The organism is Bradyrhizobium sp. LB8.2 (assembly GCF_040548035.1).
In the GTDB taxonomy this organism is placed as follows: Bacteria; Pseudomonadota; Alphaproteobacteria; order Rhizobiales; family Xanthobacteraceae; genus Bradyrhizobium.
The window spans coordinates 88545-108328 of the sequence record NZ_JBEPQV010000020.1; the positions used below are offsets into that span (position 1 = coordinate 88545).

Annotated in this window: 22 protein-coding genes; 11 read left to right on the forward strand and 11 right to left on the reverse strand. The window is 65.2% G+C overall.

The window, feature by feature from the left end:
- Positions 1 to 116: 116 nt before the first annotated feature.
- Positions 117 to 503, forward strand: a complete 387-nt coding sequence (locus tag ABIB06_RS23420) for a hypothetical protein (protein WP_354052619.1) — start codon at positions 117 to 119, stop codon at positions 501 to 503.
- A 7-nt stretch (positions 504 to 510) separates the two neighbouring features.
- A complete protein-coding gene (locus ABIB06_RS23425) occupies positions 511 to 1053 on the forward strand; it encodes a hypothetical protein (RefSeq protein WP_354052617.1) in 543 nt (180 codons plus the stop codon).
- Here the strand turns inward: ABIB06_RS23425 and uvrB are convergent.
- From uvrB to ABIB06_RS23445, 4 genes are all read right to left on the reverse strand, one after another.
- Entirely contained in the window at positions 950 to 3940 is a 2991-nt protein-coding gene (gene uvrB, locus ABIB06_RS23430; protein WP_354052614.1) for an excinuclease ABC subunit UvrB, read from the reverse strand. The two genes, ABIB06_RS23425 and uvrB, sit on opposite strands and share 104 nt — an antisense overlap.
- A gap of 83 nt (positions 3941 to 4023) precedes the next feature.
- Positions 4024 to 4251 (reverse strand): hypothetical protein, encoded by a 228-nt coding sequence (locus ABIB06_RS23435; protein WP_354052611.1) that lies wholly within the window; start codon positions 4249 to 4251, stop codon positions 4024 to 4026.
- Between the two features lie 57 nt (positions 4252 to 4308).
- The gene (locus tag ABIB06_RS23440) at positions 4309 to 4536 is read right to left on the reverse strand and encodes a hypothetical protein (RefSeq protein ID WP_247320737.1); all 228 of its coding nucleotides are present in this window, start codon (positions 4534 to 4536) and stop codon (positions 4309 to 4311) included.
- A gap of 113 nt (positions 4537 to 4649) precedes the next feature.
- Positions 4650 to 5567: a LysR substrate-binding domain-containing protein gene (locus ABIB06_RS23445; protein ID WP_354052657.1), complete on the reverse strand. Its 918-nt coding sequence runs from the start codon at positions 5565 to 5567 to the stop codon at positions 4650 to 4652.
- 126 nt (positions 5568 to 5693) lie between these two features.
- Between ABIB06_RS23445 and ABIB06_RS23450 the strand changes: the two genes are divergently transcribed.
- The 3 genes from ABIB06_RS23450 to ABIB06_RS23460 all read left to right on the forward strand — a co-directional run bounded on the left by ABIB06_RS23450 (position 5694) and on the right by ABIB06_RS23460 (position 7577).
- Positions 5694 to 6473, forward strand: a complete 780-nt coding sequence (locus tag ABIB06_RS23450) for a TSUP family transporter (protein WP_354052608.1) — start codon at positions 5694 to 5696, stop codon at positions 6471 to 6473.
- Positions 6470 to 6700, forward strand: a complete 231-nt coding sequence (locus tag ABIB06_RS23455; RefSeq protein WP_247353035.1) for a hypothetical protein — start codon at positions 6470 to 6472, stop codon at positions 6698 to 6700. The genes ABIB06_RS23450 and ABIB06_RS23455 overlap by 4 nt, the downstream gene beginning before the upstream one ends.
- Positions 6701 to 6878: 178 nt before the next feature.
- Positions 6879 to 7577: a glutathione S-transferase family protein gene (locus ABIB06_RS23460; RefSeq protein WP_354052606.1), complete on the forward strand. Its 699-nt coding sequence runs from the start codon at positions 6879 to 6881 to the stop codon at positions 7575 to 7577.
- 15 nt (positions 7578 to 7592) lie between these two features.
- Here ABIB06_RS23460 and ABIB06_RS23465 read toward each other — a convergent pair whose 3' ends face one another.
- Positions 7593 to 7805: a cysteine-rich CWC family protein gene (locus tag ABIB06_RS23465; RefSeq protein WP_354052604.1), complete on the reverse strand. Its 213-nt coding sequence runs from the start codon at positions 7803 to 7805 to the stop codon at positions 7593 to 7595.
- A gap of 114 nt (positions 7806 to 7919) precedes the next feature.
- Between ABIB06_RS23465 and ABIB06_RS23470 the strand changes: the two genes are divergently transcribed.
- From ABIB06_RS23470 to hmuQ, 3 genes are all read left to right on the forward strand, one after another.
- Positions 7920 to 9482, forward strand: coding sequence for a DUF1800 domain-containing protein (locus ABIB06_RS23470; protein WP_354052602.1), 1563 nt, complete (start codon positions 7920 to 7922; stop codon positions 9480 to 9482).
- Entirely contained in the window at positions 9479 to 10702 is a 1224-nt protein-coding gene (locus tag ABIB06_RS23475) for a DUF1501 domain-containing protein (protein ID WP_354052600.1), read from the forward strand. The genes ABIB06_RS23470 and ABIB06_RS23475 overlap by 4 nt, the downstream gene beginning before the upstream one ends.
- A 79-nt stretch (positions 10703 to 10781) precedes the next feature.
- A complete protein-coding gene (gene hmuQ / locus ABIB06_RS23480; protein WP_354052598.1) occupies positions 10782 to 11105 on the forward strand; it encodes a heme-degrading protein HmuQ in 324 nt (107 codons plus the stop codon).
- 16 nt (positions 11106 to 11121) lie between these two features.
- On the opposite strand, the gene ABIB06_RS23485 is transcribed toward hmuQ, so the two are convergent.
- From ABIB06_RS23485 to ABIB06_RS23510, 6 genes are all read right to left on the reverse strand, one after another.
- Complete coding sequence (locus ABIB06_RS23485) at positions 11122 to 12063, reverse strand: aldo/keto reductase (protein WP_354052596.1); 942 nt, start codon at positions 12061 to 12063, stop codon at positions 11122 to 11124.
- Between the two features lie 302 nt (positions 12064 to 12365).
- Positions 12366 to 12821 (reverse strand): GNAT family N-acetyltransferase, encoded by a 456-nt coding sequence (locus tag ABIB06_RS23490; protein WP_247447649.1) that lies wholly within the window; start codon positions 12819 to 12821, stop codon positions 12366 to 12368.
- A 65-nt stretch (positions 12822 to 12886) separates the two neighbouring features.
- Positions 12887 to 13699, reverse strand: coding sequence for a PAS-domain containing protein (locus ABIB06_RS23495; protein WP_247353048.1), 813 nt, complete (start codon positions 13697 to 13699; stop codon positions 12887 to 12889).
- Between the two features lie 129 nt (positions 13700 to 13828).
- Complete coding sequence (locus tag ABIB06_RS23500; RefSeq protein WP_247353050.1) at positions 13829 to 13987, reverse strand: hypothetical protein; 159 nt, start codon at positions 13985 to 13987, stop codon at positions 13829 to 13831.
- 73 nt (positions 13988 to 14060) lie between these two features.
- On the reverse strand, positions 14061 to 14237 hold the full coding sequence (locus ABIB06_RS23505; RefSeq protein WP_247353051.1) for a hypothetical protein: 177 nt from the start codon (positions 14235 to 14237) through the stop codon (positions 14061 to 14063).
- Positions 14238 to 14393: 156 nt separating this feature from the next.
- A complete protein-coding gene (locus tag ABIB06_RS23510; protein WP_354052594.1) occupies positions 14394 to 15044 on the reverse strand; it encodes a glutathione S-transferase family protein in 651 nt (216 codons plus the stop codon).
- A 595-nt stretch (positions 15045 to 15639) separates the two neighbouring features.
- Here ABIB06_RS23510 and ABIB06_RS23515 point away from each other — a divergent pair.
- The 3 genes from ABIB06_RS23515 (at position 15640) to ABIB06_RS23525 (ending at position 19673) form a co-directional block, all read left to right on the forward strand.
- Entirely contained in the window at positions 15640 to 16842 is a 1203-nt protein-coding gene (locus ABIB06_RS23515; RefSeq protein ID WP_354052593.1) for a pyridoxal phosphate-dependent aminotransferase, read from the forward strand.
- A gap of 164 nt (positions 16843 to 17006) precedes the next feature.
- The gene (locus ABIB06_RS23520; RefSeq protein WP_354052591.1) at positions 17007 to 17486 is read left to right on the forward strand and encodes a DUF992 domain-containing protein; all 480 of its coding nucleotides are present in this window, start codon (positions 17007 to 17009) and stop codon (positions 17484 to 17486) included.
- A gap of 138 nt (positions 17487 to 17624) precedes the next feature.
- Positions 17625 to 19673 carry an elongation factor G gene (locus ABIB06_RS23525; protein WP_354052590.1) on the forward strand — a complete coding sequence of 683 codons (2049 nt, stop codon included), beginning with the start codon at positions 17625 to 17627 and terminating at the stop codon, positions 19671 to 19673.
- Positions 19674 to 19784 lie beyond the last annotated feature (111 nt).

Here is a 19784-nt window from a genome sequence, read left to right on the forward strand (position 1 = left end):
GCCCTGCTTGCGGGGCGAGGCGGAAAGCACCGTCCGCCGAACCAGCGTGACCCGTCTCACATCACGCCTCGGACATCGCAGCTAACGTCCTCCCCATGTCATCAGGGAGACGTGCCATGGCGGCCCTCGCCACCGTCAGAAAGTCCAGCCTGCACAATGCGCTCGAAGGCCTCGCGCTGACCGCGACGCTGCAGAGCTTCCCGACCTTCGCCGCCGCCGCCTTCCTGCTCAAGCTCGTCGGCAACCACGACCTCGTCGGCGATCCCGGCGTCGCCATCTTCGTCGCCATCGCCTCACTCGCCCATGCGCTGCTTGCGGTGACCTTCGGGCCAAGCTTCCCCGCCTTGTTCAAGACCGTCTACGAACCAAAATTCTTCGAGGCCCATTTGTCGCTAGCCGACAAGATCACCGCATGGGGCACCCAGCCGCTCGCCTGGCTCCAGCTCATGACCACCGTGCTGCTGCTGTCGGTGATGGCCGTGGTGACGGCGAGCGTGGGATGATCGCATCATGCCCTTCATCACCGCGGCGAAATCCGGTCCGCTCAACTGGCTCGAAGGCTTTGCGCTCACCACAATCCTACAGGGCTTCCCGATCTTCGCCGCCGCTTCACTGATGGTGAAGCTGCTAGGAGACTACCGCGGCAGCAGCCACGTGCCCACCGTTGCGTTGGCGTCGGTCTTCTACAGCATCTTCGCCGTCTCGGTCGGCTCGACATTCCCGAGGCCCTTCAAGAACGGCTATGAAGCGCAGTTCTTCGACGCCAGCCTGTTGTTCTCCGAACACCCGCTGGCGCGCAAAGCCCACGACGTCGCTGCAACTCATGGCGTCAGTGCTGCTGCTGTCGCTGCTGGCGACGATCGCGGGGTGAGGGGGCGTTGTCCTCATTCTAGGGCGCCGGCGAGCCTGGAATCCATAAGCACGTGCGGTGCCGGCGGCTCTACGCTCTCTACCTCTTCTTCCACCCACCCCTGTGCCCCGGCGCCCCTCCGCTCGAGCGCGGCGATGGCCCGAACTCCGGCCCCGACTGCTTTGAGTCCGTCGGCTGGATGATGCGGCTCTCGCCGCCGAACGGCTTTGACGGCGGCGCGCGGTCCGCGCGATAGGGCAGGGACTCCGGGCCGTGCATCTCGTCGAGATGCGGCTTGTGCACTTTCGAGCCGCCGCCTCCGCCGCTCGCTTTCAGCGCGGAGCTCACGGTCTTCTTCTTCATGGCGCTGACCGGCAAATTGGCGGCGTCGCCGTATTTCTTCGCTCCCGCATAAGCACCGGCCTTGCCCTGCACCGTGCGCTGCTTGACGGTGGGGTCGTCGACCACGGCGAGCTCGGTGGCGCGCAGGCGCTTGACTTCGTCGCGGAGGCGGGCGGCTTCCTCGAAGTTAAGATCGGCGGCGGCCTCGCGCATCCTTGTTTCCAGATCGCCGAGCACGGCTTCGAAATTGTGGCCGATCGAAATGATGTCGTCGGTCATGTCGTGACCGCCGACCTCGACCAGCACATGGTCGCGCTCGTAGACGCTGTTCATGATGTCGCCGATCGACTTCTTCACGCTCTCCGGCGTGATGCCGTGGGCGGTGTTGTACTCGACCTGTTTTTCGCGGCGCCGGTTGGTTTCCGCGATCGCGCGTTCCATCGACCCCGTCATCTGGTCGGCGTAGAGGATCACCTTGCCGTCGACGTTGCGCGCGGCGCGGCCGATGGTTTGAACCAGCGACGTTTCGCTGCGCAAAAAGCCTTCCTTGTCGGCATCCAAAATCGCGACCAGCGCGCATTCGGGAATGTCGAGGCCTTCGCGCAGCAAATTTATGCCGACCAGCGCGTCGAACGCGCCAAGGCGCAAATCGCGGATGATCTCGATGCGTTCGATGGTGTCGATATCGCTGTGCATGTATCGCACGCGAATGCCCTGCTCGTGCAGATATTCGGTGAGATCCTCCGCCATGCGTTTTGTGAGAACCGTGATCAGCGAGCGATAGCCGGCCAGCGCGGTGGCGCGGACCTCGCCGACGAGGTCGTCGACCTGGGTGCGGGCGGGGCGAATATTAACCGGAGGATCAATAAGTCCGGTCGGGCGGATCACCTGCTCGACGAACACGCCGCCGCTCTCGTTCAACTCCCAGCCGCTCGGTGTCGCCGACACCGCGACCGTCTGCGGCCGCATCATGTCCCACTCCTCGAAGCGCAGCGGGCGGTTGTCCATGCACGACGGCAGGCGGAAGCCATATTCGGCGAGCGTCGCCTTGCGGCGGAAGTCACCGCGGAACATGCCGCCGATCTGCGGCACGGTGACGTGGCTCTCGTCGGCGAACACCAGTGCGTTGTCGGGGACGTATTCGAACAGCGTCGGCGGCGGCTCGCCGGGCAGGCGCCCGGTGAGATAGCGCGAATAGTTCTCGATGCCGGCGCAGCTTCCGGTCGCCTCCATCATCTCGATGTCGAAGGTGGTGCGCTGCTCCAGCCGCTGTGCTTCCAGCAGGCGGCCCTGGTCATGAAGCTGGTCGAGCCGCATCTTCAATTCGGATTTGATCGACTTGATCGCCTGCACCAGCGTCGGGCGTGGCGTCACATAATGCGAATTGGCGTAGATTTTGATGAATTCGAGCTCGTCCTGCTTGTGGCCGGTGAGCGGGTCGAATTCCTCGATGTTCTCGACGGTGTCGCCAAACAGGTTCACGCGCCAGGCACGGTCCTCATAGTGCGCCGGAAAAATGTCGATGACATCGCCGCGCACGCGAAAAGTGCCGCGGGTAAAATCGGCCTGGGTGCGCTTGTATTGGAGGGCGACGAGGTCGGCGATGAGCTGGCGCTGGTCGATGCGCTCGCCCTTCTTCAGCGCAAACGTCATCGCGGTGTAGGTCTCGACCGAGCCGATACCGTAGATGCAGGACACCGACGCGACGATGATGACGTCGTCGCGTTCGAGCAGCGCGCGTGTCGCGGAGTGGCGCATGCGGTCGATCTGCTCGTTGATCGACGAATCTTTCTCGATATAGGTGTCGGTCCGCGGCACATAGGCCTCGGGCTGGTAGTAGTCGTAATAGCTGACGAAATACTCGACCGCGTTGTCGGGGAAGAAGCTCTTGAACTCGCCATAGAGCTGGGCGGCGAGCGTCTTGTTCGGCGCCAGGATGATGGCGGGGCGCTGCGTCTTCTCGATCACCTGCGCCATGGTGTAGGTCTTGCCCGAGCCGGTGACGCCGAGCAGCACCTGGGTGCGGTCGTGGCGCTGGATGCCTTCGACCAGCTCGGCGATCGCGGTCGGCTGGTCGCCGCGCGGCTCATAGTGGGACTTGAGCTCGAAGCGCACGCCGCCTTCGGACTTTTCCGGGCGGGGTGGCCGATGCGGCGTCCACACCTGCGTCGAACCGTCGTCCTTGCGGAACTCCGGCCGGCCATCGCGGATCAGCGCGTCCAGCGCATCCGCCGTCGCCTTGACGCCGAGCGCCTCCATCTTGCTGCGCGGCGGACGCGCCAGCGCTTCGGCATCGTCCTCCTCAGTCGGAAGACCAAGCTGACGGGCCAGTTCCGGATCGAGCGTCGGGATCGTGGCCGCGGTTCCGTAATTGGCTTGCGGTGCCTCGTCTAAACCCGCGTCGCGCGCCCCCGGCGGCTGCGGATTCGGCCGCAGCGGCAACGGCCTGGCATTAGTCCTGGCCGTATCCTGCGGAAACTCTCTCGGGGTCGACGCCCGTGCCCGATGCGCGGCGGCCTCGCCGCCGGAGCGGCGGTCGCGCGAATTGTCCGGCGGCGGCTGGAGCCCGGTACCCGACCCAAGCCCGGCATCGCCGCGATTGATCGCGGGATTGAGCAGCTCGGCCAGCGCCGGCCCGATCGGCTGCACGTCAGGGCGTGACGCCTTGGAATTTGGCGCCTTCGAGTTGGGAGCCTTGGTCTTGGGGGATTTGCCGGATTTATCTGAGGATGCAGGTTTCTTCGCCATGCTCCGAATATGGGGCGAGTCCGCCCCGCAATAAAGAGCGAATGCCCGTCCTGCGTCAGCATGCTGACAGCAAGCCGGAAAGCTTACGCCGCCGGCACCGGCCCCTCGTCCCCGGCTGCCCGGCGCGGTTCGAGGATGTCGAGATGGATCCCGCCGCAATCGGCGCAGCGCATGGTCCAATATTCGCATCCGGCGCGGCCGCTGATCACGCGGAGCACCGTGAGATCGCCGTCGCATTCCGGGCAGGTGCACAACACATTGCGGGCGTAAATCCTCGGCCGCGGCGTGTCTTCGAATTCGATGACTGACATGAAACGGTCCCCCTTTTACCCTGCGCCGTCCCTGGGTTCGCTTGCAGTCCCGCTCGCTTATTCGTCGTCGCTGTCGTCGGCCCGTCGGCGGAAGCGATCGATGTGATGCTTGGCATCGGCAATCGCGGCGTCGGGATCGGGCCAGGCGAAGCCGACTTCCATGGCCGGAAACAGCACCCCGTCGATGGCAACCGGGCTGAAATCGGCGCGCCTGATCCGGGCGTGCCACAGCCCCTTGCCAGCTTCGAAGGATTCGATGTCAAAGCCGTCGTAGATGGTCGTCATTGTAGTCCCCAAAATGTCCCGCTTGAGCGTCTTGTTGAAGGGTCAGGGGACCACGTTTGCGGATTCCGGGATGTGAAGCCGTTCACAAGCGGCGGGCTTTTTTGGCCGCCAGCCTAGTTCCGCGCCGAGCTGCGGCCGGTCCGCCGGACGGGACGCGCGGCAGGTTCCGACGCCGCGCGCATGATCCAGCGGCGGAAGGCGGCAAAGTCGCGCTGCTCGGTCTGAAAGCTGCGGTAGAGCAGGTACCAGCGCATGCCCTTGGGCACCGAGAGGTCGAATGGTGCCACCAGCCGGCCGGCGGCGAGATCGTCGTCGATATAGGGCCGGATGCCCATCGCGATGCCGAGTCCGTCGGCCGCGGCCTGAAGCGCCTGGCCGTAGAACTGGAACTCCGGACCGCGCGCGTTGATCCTTGTAAGGCCTGAGGCCTTCAGCCAGATCGGCCAGTCCTCGGGCGAATGCTCGACGCGGATCAGGCTGGGGCCTTTGAGGTCCGCCGGCCGCTTCAGGCTGGAAGCGAGCCGGGGCACGCAGACCGGCGTGAGGTCGCCGGCAAACAGCGGCTCGGCCACCAGCCCCGGCCAGTCGCCGGTGCCGAGCTTGATGCCGCAGCTCCAGTCCTCGCCGAACGGCACCGACGCGCCGCCGGTGGTGAAGCGCACCTCGATGTCGGGCTCTTCGTTGCGAAACTCCGACAGGCGCGGGATCAGCCAGCGCATCGCAAAGGTATGGCCGACGCCGATGGTGAGCACGCGGACGCCCGAGGGTGCCGTCACCTGGGCGGTGAGGCTTGCGAGCGCATCGAAGATCGGCGTCAGCCCGCTCTGATAGGCGCGGCCTGCCTGCGTGAGGAGCAGCTTGTTGGCCTTGCGCTCGAACAGCGCGACGCCGAGCCGTTCTTCCAGGATGTGCACCATGCGGCTGACCGCGGCGGCCGATACGCTCAGCTCGAGGCCGGCCGCGGCAAAGCTGCCGGCCCGCGCCGCGGCTTCGAATGCCTTGATGCCGTTGAGAAACAGCAAGCGCCGCAAATGACCGACCCTCAGGAAAGCTGATGCCAGGCCAAGATAACTCAGTTTGCGCGCCGGAGGCAAGCGCGGCACGTTCTCCTTCGCTTCTCCCCGCGTGCGGGGAGGTGGCCAACAGGAGATTCTCTCGTGACGCCGATCATGATCGCTGCCCTTGGATTGCTGATGGTCGGCACCGCGTTCCTGTCGGGCCTGTTCGGCATGGCGGGCGGGTTGATCTTGATCGGTGTGCTGCTGGCCTTGATGCCGCTGCCCACCGCGATGGTGCTGCATGCGATAACTCAGATGGCCTCGAACGGCTGGCGCGCGTTTCTCTGGCGCGCGCATATCCGCTGGCGGCCGGTCGCGAACTATATGGTCGGCGCGGCTGTCGCGCTCGCAGCGTGGTCGATCACCCGCTATGTGCCGGATAAGCCGGTCGCGCTGCTGCTGCTCGGCACCACCCCGTTCATGGCGCGGCTGCTGCCCGCCAACATCACGCCGGATCCCGACCGTCTCTGGCAAGGCACCGTCTACGGCACGATCTGCATGGGCCTGATGCTGATGACCGGCGTATCGGGGCCGCTGCTCGACACCTTCTTCCTCGGCGGCGATTTCGGCCGGTGCGAGAAGGTGGCGACCAAAGCGATGTGCCAGCTCGTCAGCCATTTCACCAAGCTGATCTATTTCGGCGGAGTCATCGACCAGGCCGCGACGCTCGATCCGGTGCTCGCCGGGGTCGCGATCTTGGCATCGATGCTCGGCACCACGCTGGCACGCCGCCTCCTCGAAGCCATGACCGACCAGCAATTCGTGGCCTGGTCGTACAAGCTGATCACCACCATCGCCTGCTACTACATCGCCTATGGCGGCTGGCTCCTGCTTCGTACGCCGGTGCTGGCGGCCTTCGACAAGGGAGGTTTGCAATGAGCGAGACCGCCGATCCGCTGGTGCTGGACTTCGTCGAATGGGTCGCGCGCGAGCCGCGCGCCTATGCCGAGGTCATTGCGACCTGGAAGACCTCGTGCCCGCGCCTCACAATATGGGAAGACGCCGCCGACCGCGGCTACGTCGCGCGCGAAACGCGACCAGGAATAGGACTGATCATCGCGGTGACGGAAGGTGGCGAGAGGTTGCTGCGCACGAACGGGCGTTAGCTCTCGCCACATCCGTCATTGCGAGCGCAAGCGAAGCAATCCAGAATAGGAGACCCTCACCCTGAGGAGCGCGCACCTTGCGCGCGTCTCGAAGGGCGAGGCCGAGATCGGCCTTCATCCTTCGAGACGCGCGTTCGCGCTCCTCAGGATGAGGGGCTGGCAGCTAAGGGCCCTTTCCATGTCACTCAAACTCTACGAACTCGTCGGCGCGGACGCCTCGCGACCGTTCAGCCCTTTCTGCTGGCGCACGCGGATGGCGCTGGCACACAAGGGGTTGGCGGCGGAATCGCTGCCCTGGCGCTTCACGGAGAAGAGCGCGATTGCGCCGCACGGCTCGGAGAAGGTTCCGGTGCTGCTGCATCATGACGAGCCGGTGGTCGATTCCTGGGCGATCGCGAACTACCTCGAAGACCAGTTTCCGGATAGCCCGTCGCTGTTCGGTGGCGAGGGCGGCCGTGCCATGGCGCGCATGCTCAATGCCTGGGGCGACATCGCCATCGTCGGCGGCATCTTTCCGCTGATCGTCGCCGACATCCCGAAGAATCTGGCCGAGGTCGACGCTGCCTATTTCCGCCAGTCGCGCGAGGCGCGTTTCGGCGGCAAGAGTCTGGAAGAGGTGATGTCGGGCCGCGATGCCGGCGTGGTCGCGTTCCGCAGATCGCTCGAGGTGATGCGTCAGACCCTGAAGAAGCAGCCCTTCATCGGCGGCGCCGCGCCGAACTATGCCGACTACATCGTGTTCGGCGGTTTTCAGTGGGCGCGCGTGACGAGCCCGTTCAAGCTGATCGAGGCGGATGACCCGGTTTACGCCTGGCGCGAAAAGCTGCTCGACGCATTCGACGGCATGGCACGAAAATCGCCGGGGCATCCAGTCTAAGCTTCGTAGCCCGGATTACGCTTGCGCACCATCCGGGCTTCGCGCCGCCGCAGCCTTGCGCAGGCACGCCCGGCACAGACAATCCTCGCCCTTGACCGGCATCGGCAACCGCGCCGTTTCCTCCGCGCACCAGCAGGTGCCGGAGAGGTCGCAACCGAACTCGGTGCCGCAGCGGGAGCAGGCGAGGCGGCGCGGTTCCTGCACTGGAATGTCTTGCGGATTTGTCATGATTTGCGCAAAAGCTGGGCCGTCATTTTCATGCCGGGTTCATCTCCGGCTGCGGTATATTAGGCCTCGCGCCCGGGCTCGGAAAGCGGTTAGCAACGCGCGAAGGACACATCGATGGCCCGCGATTCGCAAGCCGCCCTGGTTGCGCTCAACCGTTTCGGCTTCGGCGCCCGCGGCGGCGCGTCCGGCGACCTCATCAACGCGGCCTCGGATCCGCGCGGGTTCGTCAAGGCGGAACTGAGCCGCCCCAATGGCATACTGCTGGAGGCGCCAGGGCTGCAATCCACGCCGCAGCTCGGACAGGCCGTGTTCGCCTATCAGGACCAAGTCAAGCAGGCGCGCGAGGCCGCCGCCAAAGCCGGCGCGCCGACTGAGGCGCCGGCCGATCAGAAGCCTGGATTGCGTCGCAATCTCTCGCTGAATGCAGTCGCGACCGAGATTGCCGGCCAGATGGCGGAAGCCAAGCCGGCTGACAACAAGCCTGCCGACAATATGGCGAAGCCAGACGCCATGCAGCCTAACGCGGCGACACCGCCTGTCGCAAAGCCCGCTCCGCAGCCGCTCAACGTCATCCAAAAGACCTTTCGCGCCGAGGCGCTGGCGCGGTTGCAGCGCGCGACGCTGGTCGAGTGCGGCTTCACCGAGCGGCTGGTGGTGTTCTGGTCCAACCATTTCTGCATCTCCGCGAGCAAGGGTGAGCTGGCGCGGATTTGGGCCGGCGCGTTCGAGCGCGAGGCGATCAGGCCGAACGTGCTCGGGCGCTTCGCCGACATGCTCAAGTCCGTCGAGCAGCATCCGGCGATGCTGTTCTTCCTCGACAACCAGCAATCGCTCGGGCCGGACTCGCGCGCGGGCCAGAACCGCAAGCGCGGGCTGAACGAGAATCTCGCGCGCGAGATCATGGAGCTGCATACGCTCGGCGTCGGCGGCGGCTACACCCAGCAAGACGTCACCTCGCTCGCGCGCATCATCACCGGCTGGACCTTTGCCGGCCGACAGGGGCAGTTAGGGGTGCCCGGCTCGTTCGTGTTCAACACCAATGCGCACCAGCCCGGGCCGCAAATGCTGCTCGGCAAGACCTATGAGCCGACGGGCCTTGCGCAGGGCGAGGCCGCGCTTGCCGAAATTGCGCGCCATCCCTCGACAGCGAATTTCATCGCCGCCAAATTCGTGCGCCATTTCGTCGCCGACGATCCGCCGCCTGCGTTGGTGGCGCGATTGCGCGATGTTTTCATCAAGACTGACGGCGATCTCAAGGCGATGTCGACGGCGTTGGTCGATTCCGACGACGCGTGGAAAACACCGCTGACCAAGATGCGCAGCCCGTACGATTTCGTGATCGCGAGCGGCCGGTTGCTCGCGCGCGTGCCGGAGGATCCCGGTAGCTATCTCAACAATCTCAATCTGCTGGGACAGCCGCTGTGGTCGCCGGCTGGGCCGAATGGTTTTGCCGATACCAGCGCCGCCTGGGCTGCGCCCGAAGGCATCAAGCTTCGGCTCGACATCGCCGCGCAAATGGGTGCGCGGCTCGGCAACAATATTGACCCGATCGACCTGCTGGAATTCGCGGCGGCAGATGCTGCCTCCATCGAAACGCGGCGCACCATCGAGCGCGCGGAGTCGCGGCAGCAAGCATTGGCGCTGCTGTTGATGTCGCCCGAAATGCAGAGGAGATGACGATGATCGACTGCGTCGAGAACCGGCTCATCATCTCGCGTCGCACCCTCCTGCTCGGCGGTGCGTCCTTCGCGGCCTGGGCCTATTTGCCGAAATTCGCGCGCGCGGCCGATGGCCGCGACCCCCGGCTGATCGTGGTGATCCTGCGCGGCGCGCTTGACGGCCTCTCGACCGTCGCGCCGGTTGGCGACCCCGACTATGCCGGCCTGCACGGATCGATCGCGCTTACCGCTGACGGTACGCATCCCGCGATCATGCTCGATACTTTCTTTGCGCTGCATCCGGCGATGCCTGAGTTCGCGCGGATGTATCGCGACATGCACGCCGCGGTGATCCACGCGGTGGCGACGCCTTATCGCGACCGTTCGCATTTCGACGGCCAGGACGTGCTCGAAAGCGGCTACGCCGGCCCGGGGCGCGTGCAATCCGGCTGGCTCAACCGCGCGCTGGAAGCGCTGCCGCGCGGCGAGCGTGTGTCGAGCGGACTTGCGGTCGGCCCGACCACGCCGCTGGTGCTGCGCGGCAATGCGCCGACCGTCGGCTGGGTGCCGGTGGCGCTGCCGCAAGCCGATGACGATACCGCGATGCGTCTGGTCGATCTCTACCGTCACCGCGATCCGGGGCTGGCATCGGCCTTGTCGCAGGGCCTTCAACTCGAGAAGGCTGCGAGCGGCGACGACATGAAGCGGAAGCCCGGCAACGCGGCCGCGCAGATGCGGCAGGTCGCGCGCGGCGCCGCAAAACTGATGGCGGCCGACGACGGTCCGCGCATCGCCGCGCTCGCCTTCGACGGCTGGGACACGCACGCCAATGAGGGCGGGCCAGTGGGGCGCCTCGCGGTCCTGCTCGGCGGGCTCGACGGCGCGCTCGCCGAATTCGAAAGCGGCCTCGGCGAACGCTGGCGCGACACCGTCGTCGTGGTCGCGACCGAATTCGGCCGCACCGCGCGCAACAACGGCACCGACGGGACCGACCACGGCACGGGAACGATCGCGCTGCTCGCCGGCGGCGCGGTGAAGGGCGGCCGCGTCATCTCCGACTGGCCCGGCCTCAAGCTCCCCAACCTTTACGAGGGCCGCGACCTCAAGCCCACTACCGATCTGCGCTCCGTGATCAAGGGCGTGCTGCAGGGACAGTTCGGCCTGTCGGATCGCGTGCTGGCCGAGACGGTGTTCCCGGACAGCGCAGGCGCACGACCGATGAAAGGGCTGGTTGCCTAAACTGTCATTCCGGGTTCGCGCCTTGCGGCGCGTCCCGGAATGGCGACATGATCAGCCGAACATCAGGAGACCATCACCCATGTACATCGCCATGAACCGCTTCCGCGTCACCAAAGGCTCCGAAACCGCTTTCGAGCAGGTCTGGCTTTCGCGCGATACCCATCTGGACAAGGTGCCGGGCTTTGTCGAGTTTCATCTGCTGCGCGGTCCCGAGCTCGAGGACCACACCCTGTACGCCTCGCACACGCTCTGGGCCAACCACGCCGCGTTCGAGGCCTGGACCCAGTCGGAGGCGTTTCGTGCCGCGCATCAGCGCGCCGGCGACAACAAGCCGCTGTATCTCGGCCATCCCCAGTTCGAAGGCTTTGAGGTGATGCAGACTGTGGGACGCGGCGCGAAGTAGCACGCCGCCGCAGAGTTCAGCCCAGCGCGATCTTGTCGATCTCGGCAAGATCATCCGCACCGAGCTTCCACGCGATCGCCCTCACGTTCTCCTCGACCTGCTCGACGCGGGTCGCGCCGGCGATCACGCTCGACACTTGCGGGCGTGCGGCGAGCCAGGAGAAGGCGAGCTCGAGCATGCTGTGGCCGCGTACCTTCGCGAAGGCCGTGAGCTTCTCGACGATGTCCTCGTTGCGCGGCGTGACGTAGCGGTCGCGCAGCCGCGGCACCTTGCCGAAGCGGGAGTCATCAGGCGCGGTCTCCCCCTTTCTGTATTTGCCGGTCAGAAGTCCGCTTGCGAGCGGGAAGAACGGCAACAGACCGAGCTTGTATTCCTGCGCGGCCGGCAGCAGATCCTTCTCGATGTCGCGCACGACGAGGGAGTATTCGTCCTGGCAGGAGATGAAGCGGCTGACATTCATCGCGCGTGCGACGTACTCCGCCTCAGCGACCCGCCAGGCCGGAAAGTTCGAATTGCCGATGTAGCGTACCTTGCCTTGACGGACGAGATCGTCGAGGGCGCGCAAGCTCTCCTCGATCGGCGTCAGTGGGTCAAAATCGTGCTGCTGGTAGAGATCGATATAATCGGTCTTCAGCCGCTTCAGGCTCGCGTCCACGGCGTCCATGATGTAGCGGCGCGAGGCGCCCTGCTTGGTTCCGTCTTCCGCCATCGGCTTGGAATATTTCGTCGCCAGCACGATGTCCTTGCGGCGATCGCCCAGCACGGCGCCGAGTACATTTTCCGAACCACCCATGTTCGAATAGACGTCCGCGGTGTCGAACAGCGTGATGCCGAGATCGAGCGCGCGATGGATCACCTTGCGCGAGGTCTCCAGGTCGGTGCGTTGGCCGAAATTGTTGCAGCCGAGCCCAACCGCAGACACGCGCAGGCCGGAGGCGCCGAGATTGCGAATTTCCATGGGAGATCCCTGTCAGATGAGCAGCGGCGCATTGTGACCGCCGTACGCCGCAGCAGCAAGCCGCCAGCCGCGTTGCTGCCATACCGACAACGGATTGCCGACAAGGAACTACCGACAAGGAACTGCCGACAAGCAACTGCCGACAAAAAATGCGGCCCCTGTCAGACGCGGCGACTGACGGGGACCGCTTGGAGCGCTTGATCGGTGACGGGGGGCCTGATCAGACGCAGGTGCAACCTAGTCCCGCCATGTTACGCGCGGGTGACAGGCAAAGTTATCCACAGGGCTCGCGATCACGAGAATCAGAAGATCTTGCGATAGACGATGAAGCCGGAGCGCTCGGCGACCTTATCGTACAGGCGCTGCGCCGTGACGTTGGTTTCGTGCGTCTGCCAGTAGACGCGCGGGGCTCCCGCGAGTTTCGCGCGCTCGTAGACGCCGTGGATCAGCGCCGAGCCGACACCTTTGCCGCGAGCAGCCTCAGTCGTGAACAGGTCCTGCAAATAGCAGGACGGCTCGATCGCGGTGGTGCTGCGGTGAAAGAGATAATTCGTCATCCCGAGCAGGCGGCCGTCGCTCTCGGCGACCAATCCGTGCACCGGCTCATAGGCATCGAAAAAGCGCTGCCACGTCACGCGCGTGATTTCGGGGGCGAGCGCAGTCGGGCCCGAGCGGCCGTAGAAGGCGTTGTAGCCGTCCCACAACGGCAGCCATTGTTCGTAGTCCTGCCTCGTGACGGAGCGAATGGTGAGCGACATATGAAATTCCCGCGATCGATGAGCGTCCTTCATACTTGATGATGGACGTGCTGATCAATCGCGCACTACTCCGCGACGCGCAGATAGCGGATCAGCTTGCGGCCCGCGGGATCGCGCAGCGAGCGGTAGTAGTCGGCGCGGGACGGCGCATCGGTATGCCGCACGAGGTCGGTCACGGGCGTGTAGCTCAACATGCGCCCGCCATCGGGCAGCGCGGCGCACACGAAGCGCAACACCTCGCCATTGCGCAAGGCGATGTTGATCGGCGTGGCATCGCCGATCCGCACCATCTCCATGCGCTGGGCGATGAAGGTGCCGAGCTCGTCCTCGGGCAATTCGAACGCGCCGGTGTCGCGGCCGTGATACATCAGCGCGATGAATGGCGGCTTGCCGTCGGCGATGTCGTCCGGTACCGCAAAATAATCGCGGAACGCGCGGTTGATGAACTCGGCGCGCGTCTCGGCATCGAGCAGCACGATGCCGATATCGGCCTGGTCGAGCGCGGCCGACAGCCGCGCGGCGGTGGCGTGGCTCTGACGCTCGGCGGCAAAAATGCCGAGCAGCCGCCCGCGCATCAGGCCGGTGATGCCCGCGGTGCCCGCGGCCGTCATTGTCAGGAGGCCGAGCTGAACCAGATCCGCCGTGGTAAGGCCGGAAATGCCGTGCTGGCTGAGCAACAGCAGCGCCGCGCCGATGACGGCGACGGCTGCGCTGGCGACGGCGGGCGCGAGGCCCGAGAGCGCGCCGGCAAGCGCCACGATGCAGACCAGCAGCGGCGCAGGCGAGGGAGTGGGGACAAAACGATCGAAAAGCATCGTCAGCAGCGCAGTCGCTGCCGTCAGCGCCGGACCGAAGATCACACGCCATCCGAACCGCATGGGGCTGTCTCGCTCCTCCCTGAACGAGGTAAGGCGGCAACACTGACTGATCGTTGCGCCAATGCGATGCGGTTTCGCGCGGCGCGCTTAACGCGGACTTGCGTCCAAGCGCAAAGCTTTCGGATGATTTTAGACCAAGTGCGCGTGCTTGACGCGTTGTTGCAGCGCGGGCGCGTTCAGGGTCGACGTCCCCGGGCCCTTGCGCGTGCCGACCAATATCAGCAGCGATGCCGCGACGAGGATGGCCGCAGTCAGGGTGATCGCAACGACTACCACAGGTGATTTCATCGACGTCCTGTCGCGATGCCGGTCGGCGCGGGGCACGCGGCGCCTTGAAGGCGAGTCCAGGATGAAACGGGAATCAGACCGGCAGGCCCATCGCCATGGTCGCCTTGGTCGACAGCACTGTCAGGGTGACGATCAGGCACAGCGAGAGCGCGGCAACGGCAAGCGAGGCCGCGACCGCGTTGGTCAGCCGGGAAGACGAAACGGTAGCGGGTTGGCCTTGAAAGCCCGCCGCGCCGGACGCCCGTATCATGGTCTAAATCCTTCAACGCGCGAGCGAATCACCCACGACATCGAACAATTTCACCGTGGCAACCGGCAATATTGCGGCGGCCGGCACGCCGAAAATGGCGAGATTGCGGCAAGGAAGACCCTTGTGCCCGCTATTCGCCAGAGCGCGATCGCTCCGTCAAGCGCCCGCGGCGATGCTGGCGGGGTCCTCGATGTCGGCCGGCCGCCACTCCATTGCGACGAAGCCGGGGGCCGCTTCCACGCGCTCCAGCCAGTCCCGGATCGCCGGGAAGGTCGAGAGGTCGAAGTCGCAGCGGTCGGCAAGGTGGGTATAACCGTACAGCGCGATGTCGGCGACCGTGAGCTGGCGGGCGGCGAAATAGGCGTTGGTCTTGAGGTGGTTTTCCATCACCTGGAGGGCGCCATAGCCGCGCTCCATCCAGTCCTCCAGCGAATGGGTCTGCAGGTCGCGGCCGCCCCTCACCAGCGACAGCCAGAAATAGGCCGCGCCGATGTTCGGCTCCAACGCGTGCTGCTCAAAGAACATCCACTGCAGCGCTTCGGCACGATCGATGCGGTTCTCCGGCGCGAGCGGAGTGCCGACGGCGACATACCAGAGGATGGCGTTGGACTCGGCGAGATAGCGATCGTCGCCGACCTCGAGCAGCGGCACCTGACCGGACGGGTTCTTGGCCAGGAAGTCCGGGGTGCGGCTCTCGCCGCGCAGAATGTCCACCTCGACCGCTTCGTAAGGCAAGTTCAACAGCGCCAGCGCAAGGCGGACCTTGTAGCTGTTGCCCGAGCGTTGCATCGAATAGAGCTTGTACATTCTGAGGATGATTCCGGAAGACGGGAAGGCGCGGCGCTTGTTGCCCTGCAACGCGGCTAAACAATGATGCCGATGCGAATCCGCTGCAAGGGCCCGCCAATAGAAAAACTCGAAAACCCTACCGCATTGCAACGCGGCGGAAGATCATTTCCGTGCGACCATGCAATTCAGTTCACGCTTGCGTCAATTCGTGTGCGCATCGTTACGCACGAGGCGTGCGCTGAAGCCTTCACCTTGTTATGGCCGGGCATAGCCGCCCGAAAGACGGCGTCGCTTCCGGCCTATGTCCCGGCCATCCACGATCTCACTGCATCACCAAAGAACGTCGATGCCCGGGACAGCCCGGGCAAGACGACCTGCTGTCGCCAACACGCAAAATTGCTCCGAGGACAAGCCTTGTCGGATATGTGGGATTTGCCTGGCAAAGTTGCGGAAAATTGCGAAGAATCCAGTCTCGAAACGCTCCAGACCCGTAAACTTTTGCGAGATCGGACCGAAGTTTCTTGCGGTGCAACGGCACTCGTTTTAGGGTGGTTCATTCCCACAATCGGAGTCGTGAGGCCAAAGGGTTCACGACGCTTGTCAGGAGATGACGATGCCCTTCCTTGCCGCTGCGCTCGACCGTGTGAAGCCGTCCGCCACCATCGCGGTCACGGATAAAGCACGTGCGCTGAAAGCGGCCGGCCGCAACGTCATCGGCCTCGGCGCCGGCGAGCCCGACTTCGACACGCCCGCCAACATCAAGCTGGCGGCGATCCGCGCCATCGAAGCCGGCAAGACCAAGTACACTGCGGTCGACGGCATTCCCGAGTTGAAGGAAGCCATCATCGCCAAGTTTCAGCGCGAGAACGGCGTCGTCTACAAGGCAAACCAGATCATCGTCGGCACCGGCGGCAAGCAGGTGCTCTACAACGCGCTGATGGCAACCATCAATCCGGGCGACGAGGTGATCATCCCCGCGCCGTACTGGGTCAGCTATCCCGAGATGGTGGCGCTCGCCGGCGGCGAGCCGGTGCCGGTGGTCTGCACCGCCGCGACTGGCTTCAAGCTCCAGGCCGATGCGCTCGAGCGCGCGATCACGCCAAAGACCAAATGGGTGATCCTGTGCTCGCCGTCGAACCCGACGGGAGCTGCCTACACGAGGACCGAGCTGAAGGCGCTCACCGACGTGCTGGTCAAGCATCCGCATGTTTGGGTCATGACCGACGACATGTACGAGCACCTCGTCTATGACGACTTCCAGTTCACCACGGTCGCGCAGGTCGAGCCGAAACTCTACGACCGCACGCTGACCGTGAACGGCGTGTCGAAGGCCTATTGCATGACCGGCTGGCGCATCGGCTATGCCGGTGGTCCGGCGCAGCTCATCAAGGCGATGTCGACGATCCAGTCGCAGTCGACGTCGAACCCGTCGTCGATCGCGCAATGGGCCGCGGTTGAGGCGCTGAACGGTCCGCAGGACTTCATCCCCGCCAACAACAAGGTGTTCAAGGAGCGCCGCGACCTCGTCGTCTCCATGCTCAACCAGGCCAAGGGCATCGAGTGCCCGCGTCCCGAAGGCGCCTTCTACGTCTATCCGTCCTGCGCCGGCACGATCGGCAAGACCGCGCCGTCGGGCAAGGTGATCGACAACGACGAGACATTCGTGACCGAGCTGCTCGAGACCGAAGGCGTTGCCGTCGTGCAGGGTTCGGCGTTCGGGCTTGGACCTGCGTTCCGCATCTCTTACGCGACCAAGACCTCGGACCTCGAAGACGCCTGCAATCGCATCCAGCGCTTCTGCGGCAATCTGCGCTAAGCCTGTCACGACGAAACGAACTGGAATGAAAAGGCCCGCTTCGCGCGGGCCTTTTTTATTCCTGCACGCAATCTGGCACCGCAGGGAATGTTGTGCCATAGACCATTGCGTCACGGGTAGGCGTGCATCTCTGCTCGCATCACGTTCATCGCCGGAGATATTTCATGCGCCGTTCACTCCTTCTCGCCGGGATCGCCGCCGCCAGCCTCGTTGCCTCGGTCGTGGTCGCCGACGCGCAGCAGCGGATGGTGCGGGTCGGCGTGCTCGAATGCCGCGGCGGCGCCAGCGTCGGCTTCATCGTGGGATCGGTGACCAATCTCGGCTGCGTCCTGCGCGCCGAGGGCTTGCCGGAGGATCGCTACGTCGCGACCATCCGCAAAGTCGGCCTCGATATCGGCATCACCCAGGAGACCGCGCTGGCCTGGGGCGTGTTCGCGCCGGTCGACCGGCTCGGACCGGGCGACCTCTCGGGCACCTATGCGGGCGCGCAGGGCAGTGCCTCGGTCGGCATCGGTCTCGGCGGCAACGTGCTGGTCGGCGGCTCCAACAATTCGATCGCGCTCCAGCCGCTCAGCGTGCAGGGCCAGGTCGGCCTCAACGTCGCGGCCGGGCTTGAGAGCCTGGAACTTCGCCCCGGCCGTTAAGAGCTGGCCGTCAATAACCTGATCTCACTGACGACGCACCGCAGCGATTTTTGATGCTTGCCAAATCTCGGGGACGGGCAGAGCATCTGCGCTTGCCGACCCAATCATGGGCCGAGCTCCACACCAAGGAGGCGGCGAATGGGACAAGACGTCAGAAGTCCCCGAGGTCCACGGTGCATAGCGCTGGTGGGCCCTTTCCAAAGCGGTAAAACCACACTCCTCGAAGCAATCCTGGCGCGAACGGGCGCGATCCCGCGCGCCGGCAGCGTCGATGCCGGAACCTCCGTCGGCGACGCCAGTGCCGAAGCCCGTCATCATAAGATGACCGTCGGGCTCACTGCCGCCACCACGAATTTTATGGGCGACAGCTACACCTTCCTCGATTGTCCCGGTTCCGTCGAGTTCGCCCACGACATGCGCGCCGCGCTGCCCGCGATCGACGCCGCAATCGTGGTCTGCGAAGCCGACGAGAAGAAGCTGCCGCAGCTTCAGATCATCCTGCGCGAGCTGGAGGAGCTGAAGATCCCGCGTTTCCTGTTCCTCAACAAGATCGACCGCGCCAACAATCGCATCCGCGAGACGCTCGAGATGCTCCAGCCCGCCTCGCGCGTGCCGCTGGTGCTGCGCCAGATCCCGATCTGGAACAACGAGCTGATCGAGGGCTTCGTCGATCTCGCGCTGGAACGCGCGTTCGTCTACCGCGAGCACAAGGCCTCCGAAGTGGTCGCGCTCGAAGGCGGCGATCTCGATCGCGAGAAGGAAGCCCGCTTCTCGATGCTGGAGAAGCTCGCAGATCATGACGATGCGCTGATGGAGCAGCTGCTCGAGGACATCCAGCCGCCGCGCGATGCGGTGTTCGACGATCTCGCCCGCGAATTGCGTGAGGGGCAGATATGTCCGGTGCTGATAGGCGCCGCCGCACGCGAAAACGGCGTGCTGCGCCTGATGAAAGCGCTGCGCCATGAGGCGCCCGGTGTCGCGGAGACCGCAAAACGTCTCGGCGTTCCCGAGACCAGGGATGCGCTCGGCTTCGTGTTCAAGACGCTGCATTCGCAGCACGGCGGCAAGCTGTCGCTGACGCGGCTGCTCGCCGGCCATCTCGACGACGGTGCCACGCTGCAATCCTCCTCCGGCGGAGCCAGCCGCATCTCCGGGATCCTCGCCGTCACCGGCGCCTACGACACCAAGCGTGGCGCGGCGGAAGCCGGCGACACGGTGGCGCTCGCCAAGCTCGATCCCATAAGCACCGGCGACACGGTCTCGAACGGCAAGACCCAGCCGGCTGCGCTCGCAGCCAGCGAGCCGACGCCGCCGGTGCTCGCGATCTCGGTTGCGGCCACCGACCGCAAGGACGACGTCAAGCTCGGCCAGGCGCTGACGCGGCTGCACGAGGAGGATCCTTCGCTCGTCTTCGTGATGAACGCCCAGACCCACGACACCGTGCTGTGGGGACAGGGCGAGATGCACCTGCGCGTCGCGAGCGAGCGGCTGCGCGACCGCTTTGGCGTCAAAGTTGCCTCGCATCCTCCCGCGATCGGCTATCAGGAGACCATCCGCAAGCCGATCGTCCAGCGCGGCCGCCACAAGAAGCAGTCCGGCGGCCACGGCCAGTTCGGCGATGTCGTGCTCGACATCAAGCCGCTGCCGCGCGGCGACGGCTTCAAGTTCGCCGAGAAGGTGGTCGGCGGCGCGGTGCCGCGCAACTACATCGGCGCGGTGGAAGAGGGCGTCGTCGACGGGCTCACACGCGGTCCGCTCGGTTTCCCGGTCACCGATTTGCAGGTGACGCTGACCGACGGCTCCTATCACAGCGTCGATTCCTCCGACCTCGCCTTCCGCACGGCGGCGCGGGTCGGGCTGAATGAAGGCCTTCCGTTATGCCAGTCGGTGCTGCTGGAGCCGATCCACGTGGTCGAGATCGTCTGTCCGACCGATGCCACCGCCAAGATCAACGCGATCCTGTCGGCGCGGCGCGGCCAGATCCTCGGCTTCGACACCCGCGACGGCTGGAGCGGATGGGACTGCGTCCGCGCCATGATGCCGGAAGCCGAGATCGGCGAGTTGATCGTCGAGCTGCGCTCGGCCACGGCAGGCGCCGGCAGCTTCACCCGTCAGTTCGACCACATGGCCGAAGTGACCGGCCGCGCCGCCGACCAGATCATCGCCGCGCATCAGCACGCGGCGTGAGCCGCCTCTCGCAGTAACAGACGCACGCTCTCGCCCTCTTCCCGTTGTTACGGGGAGAGGGAGACGCACAGCCCGTGGCGGCAAGCGCCCTCTTGCGCTCGGCCCGGATTG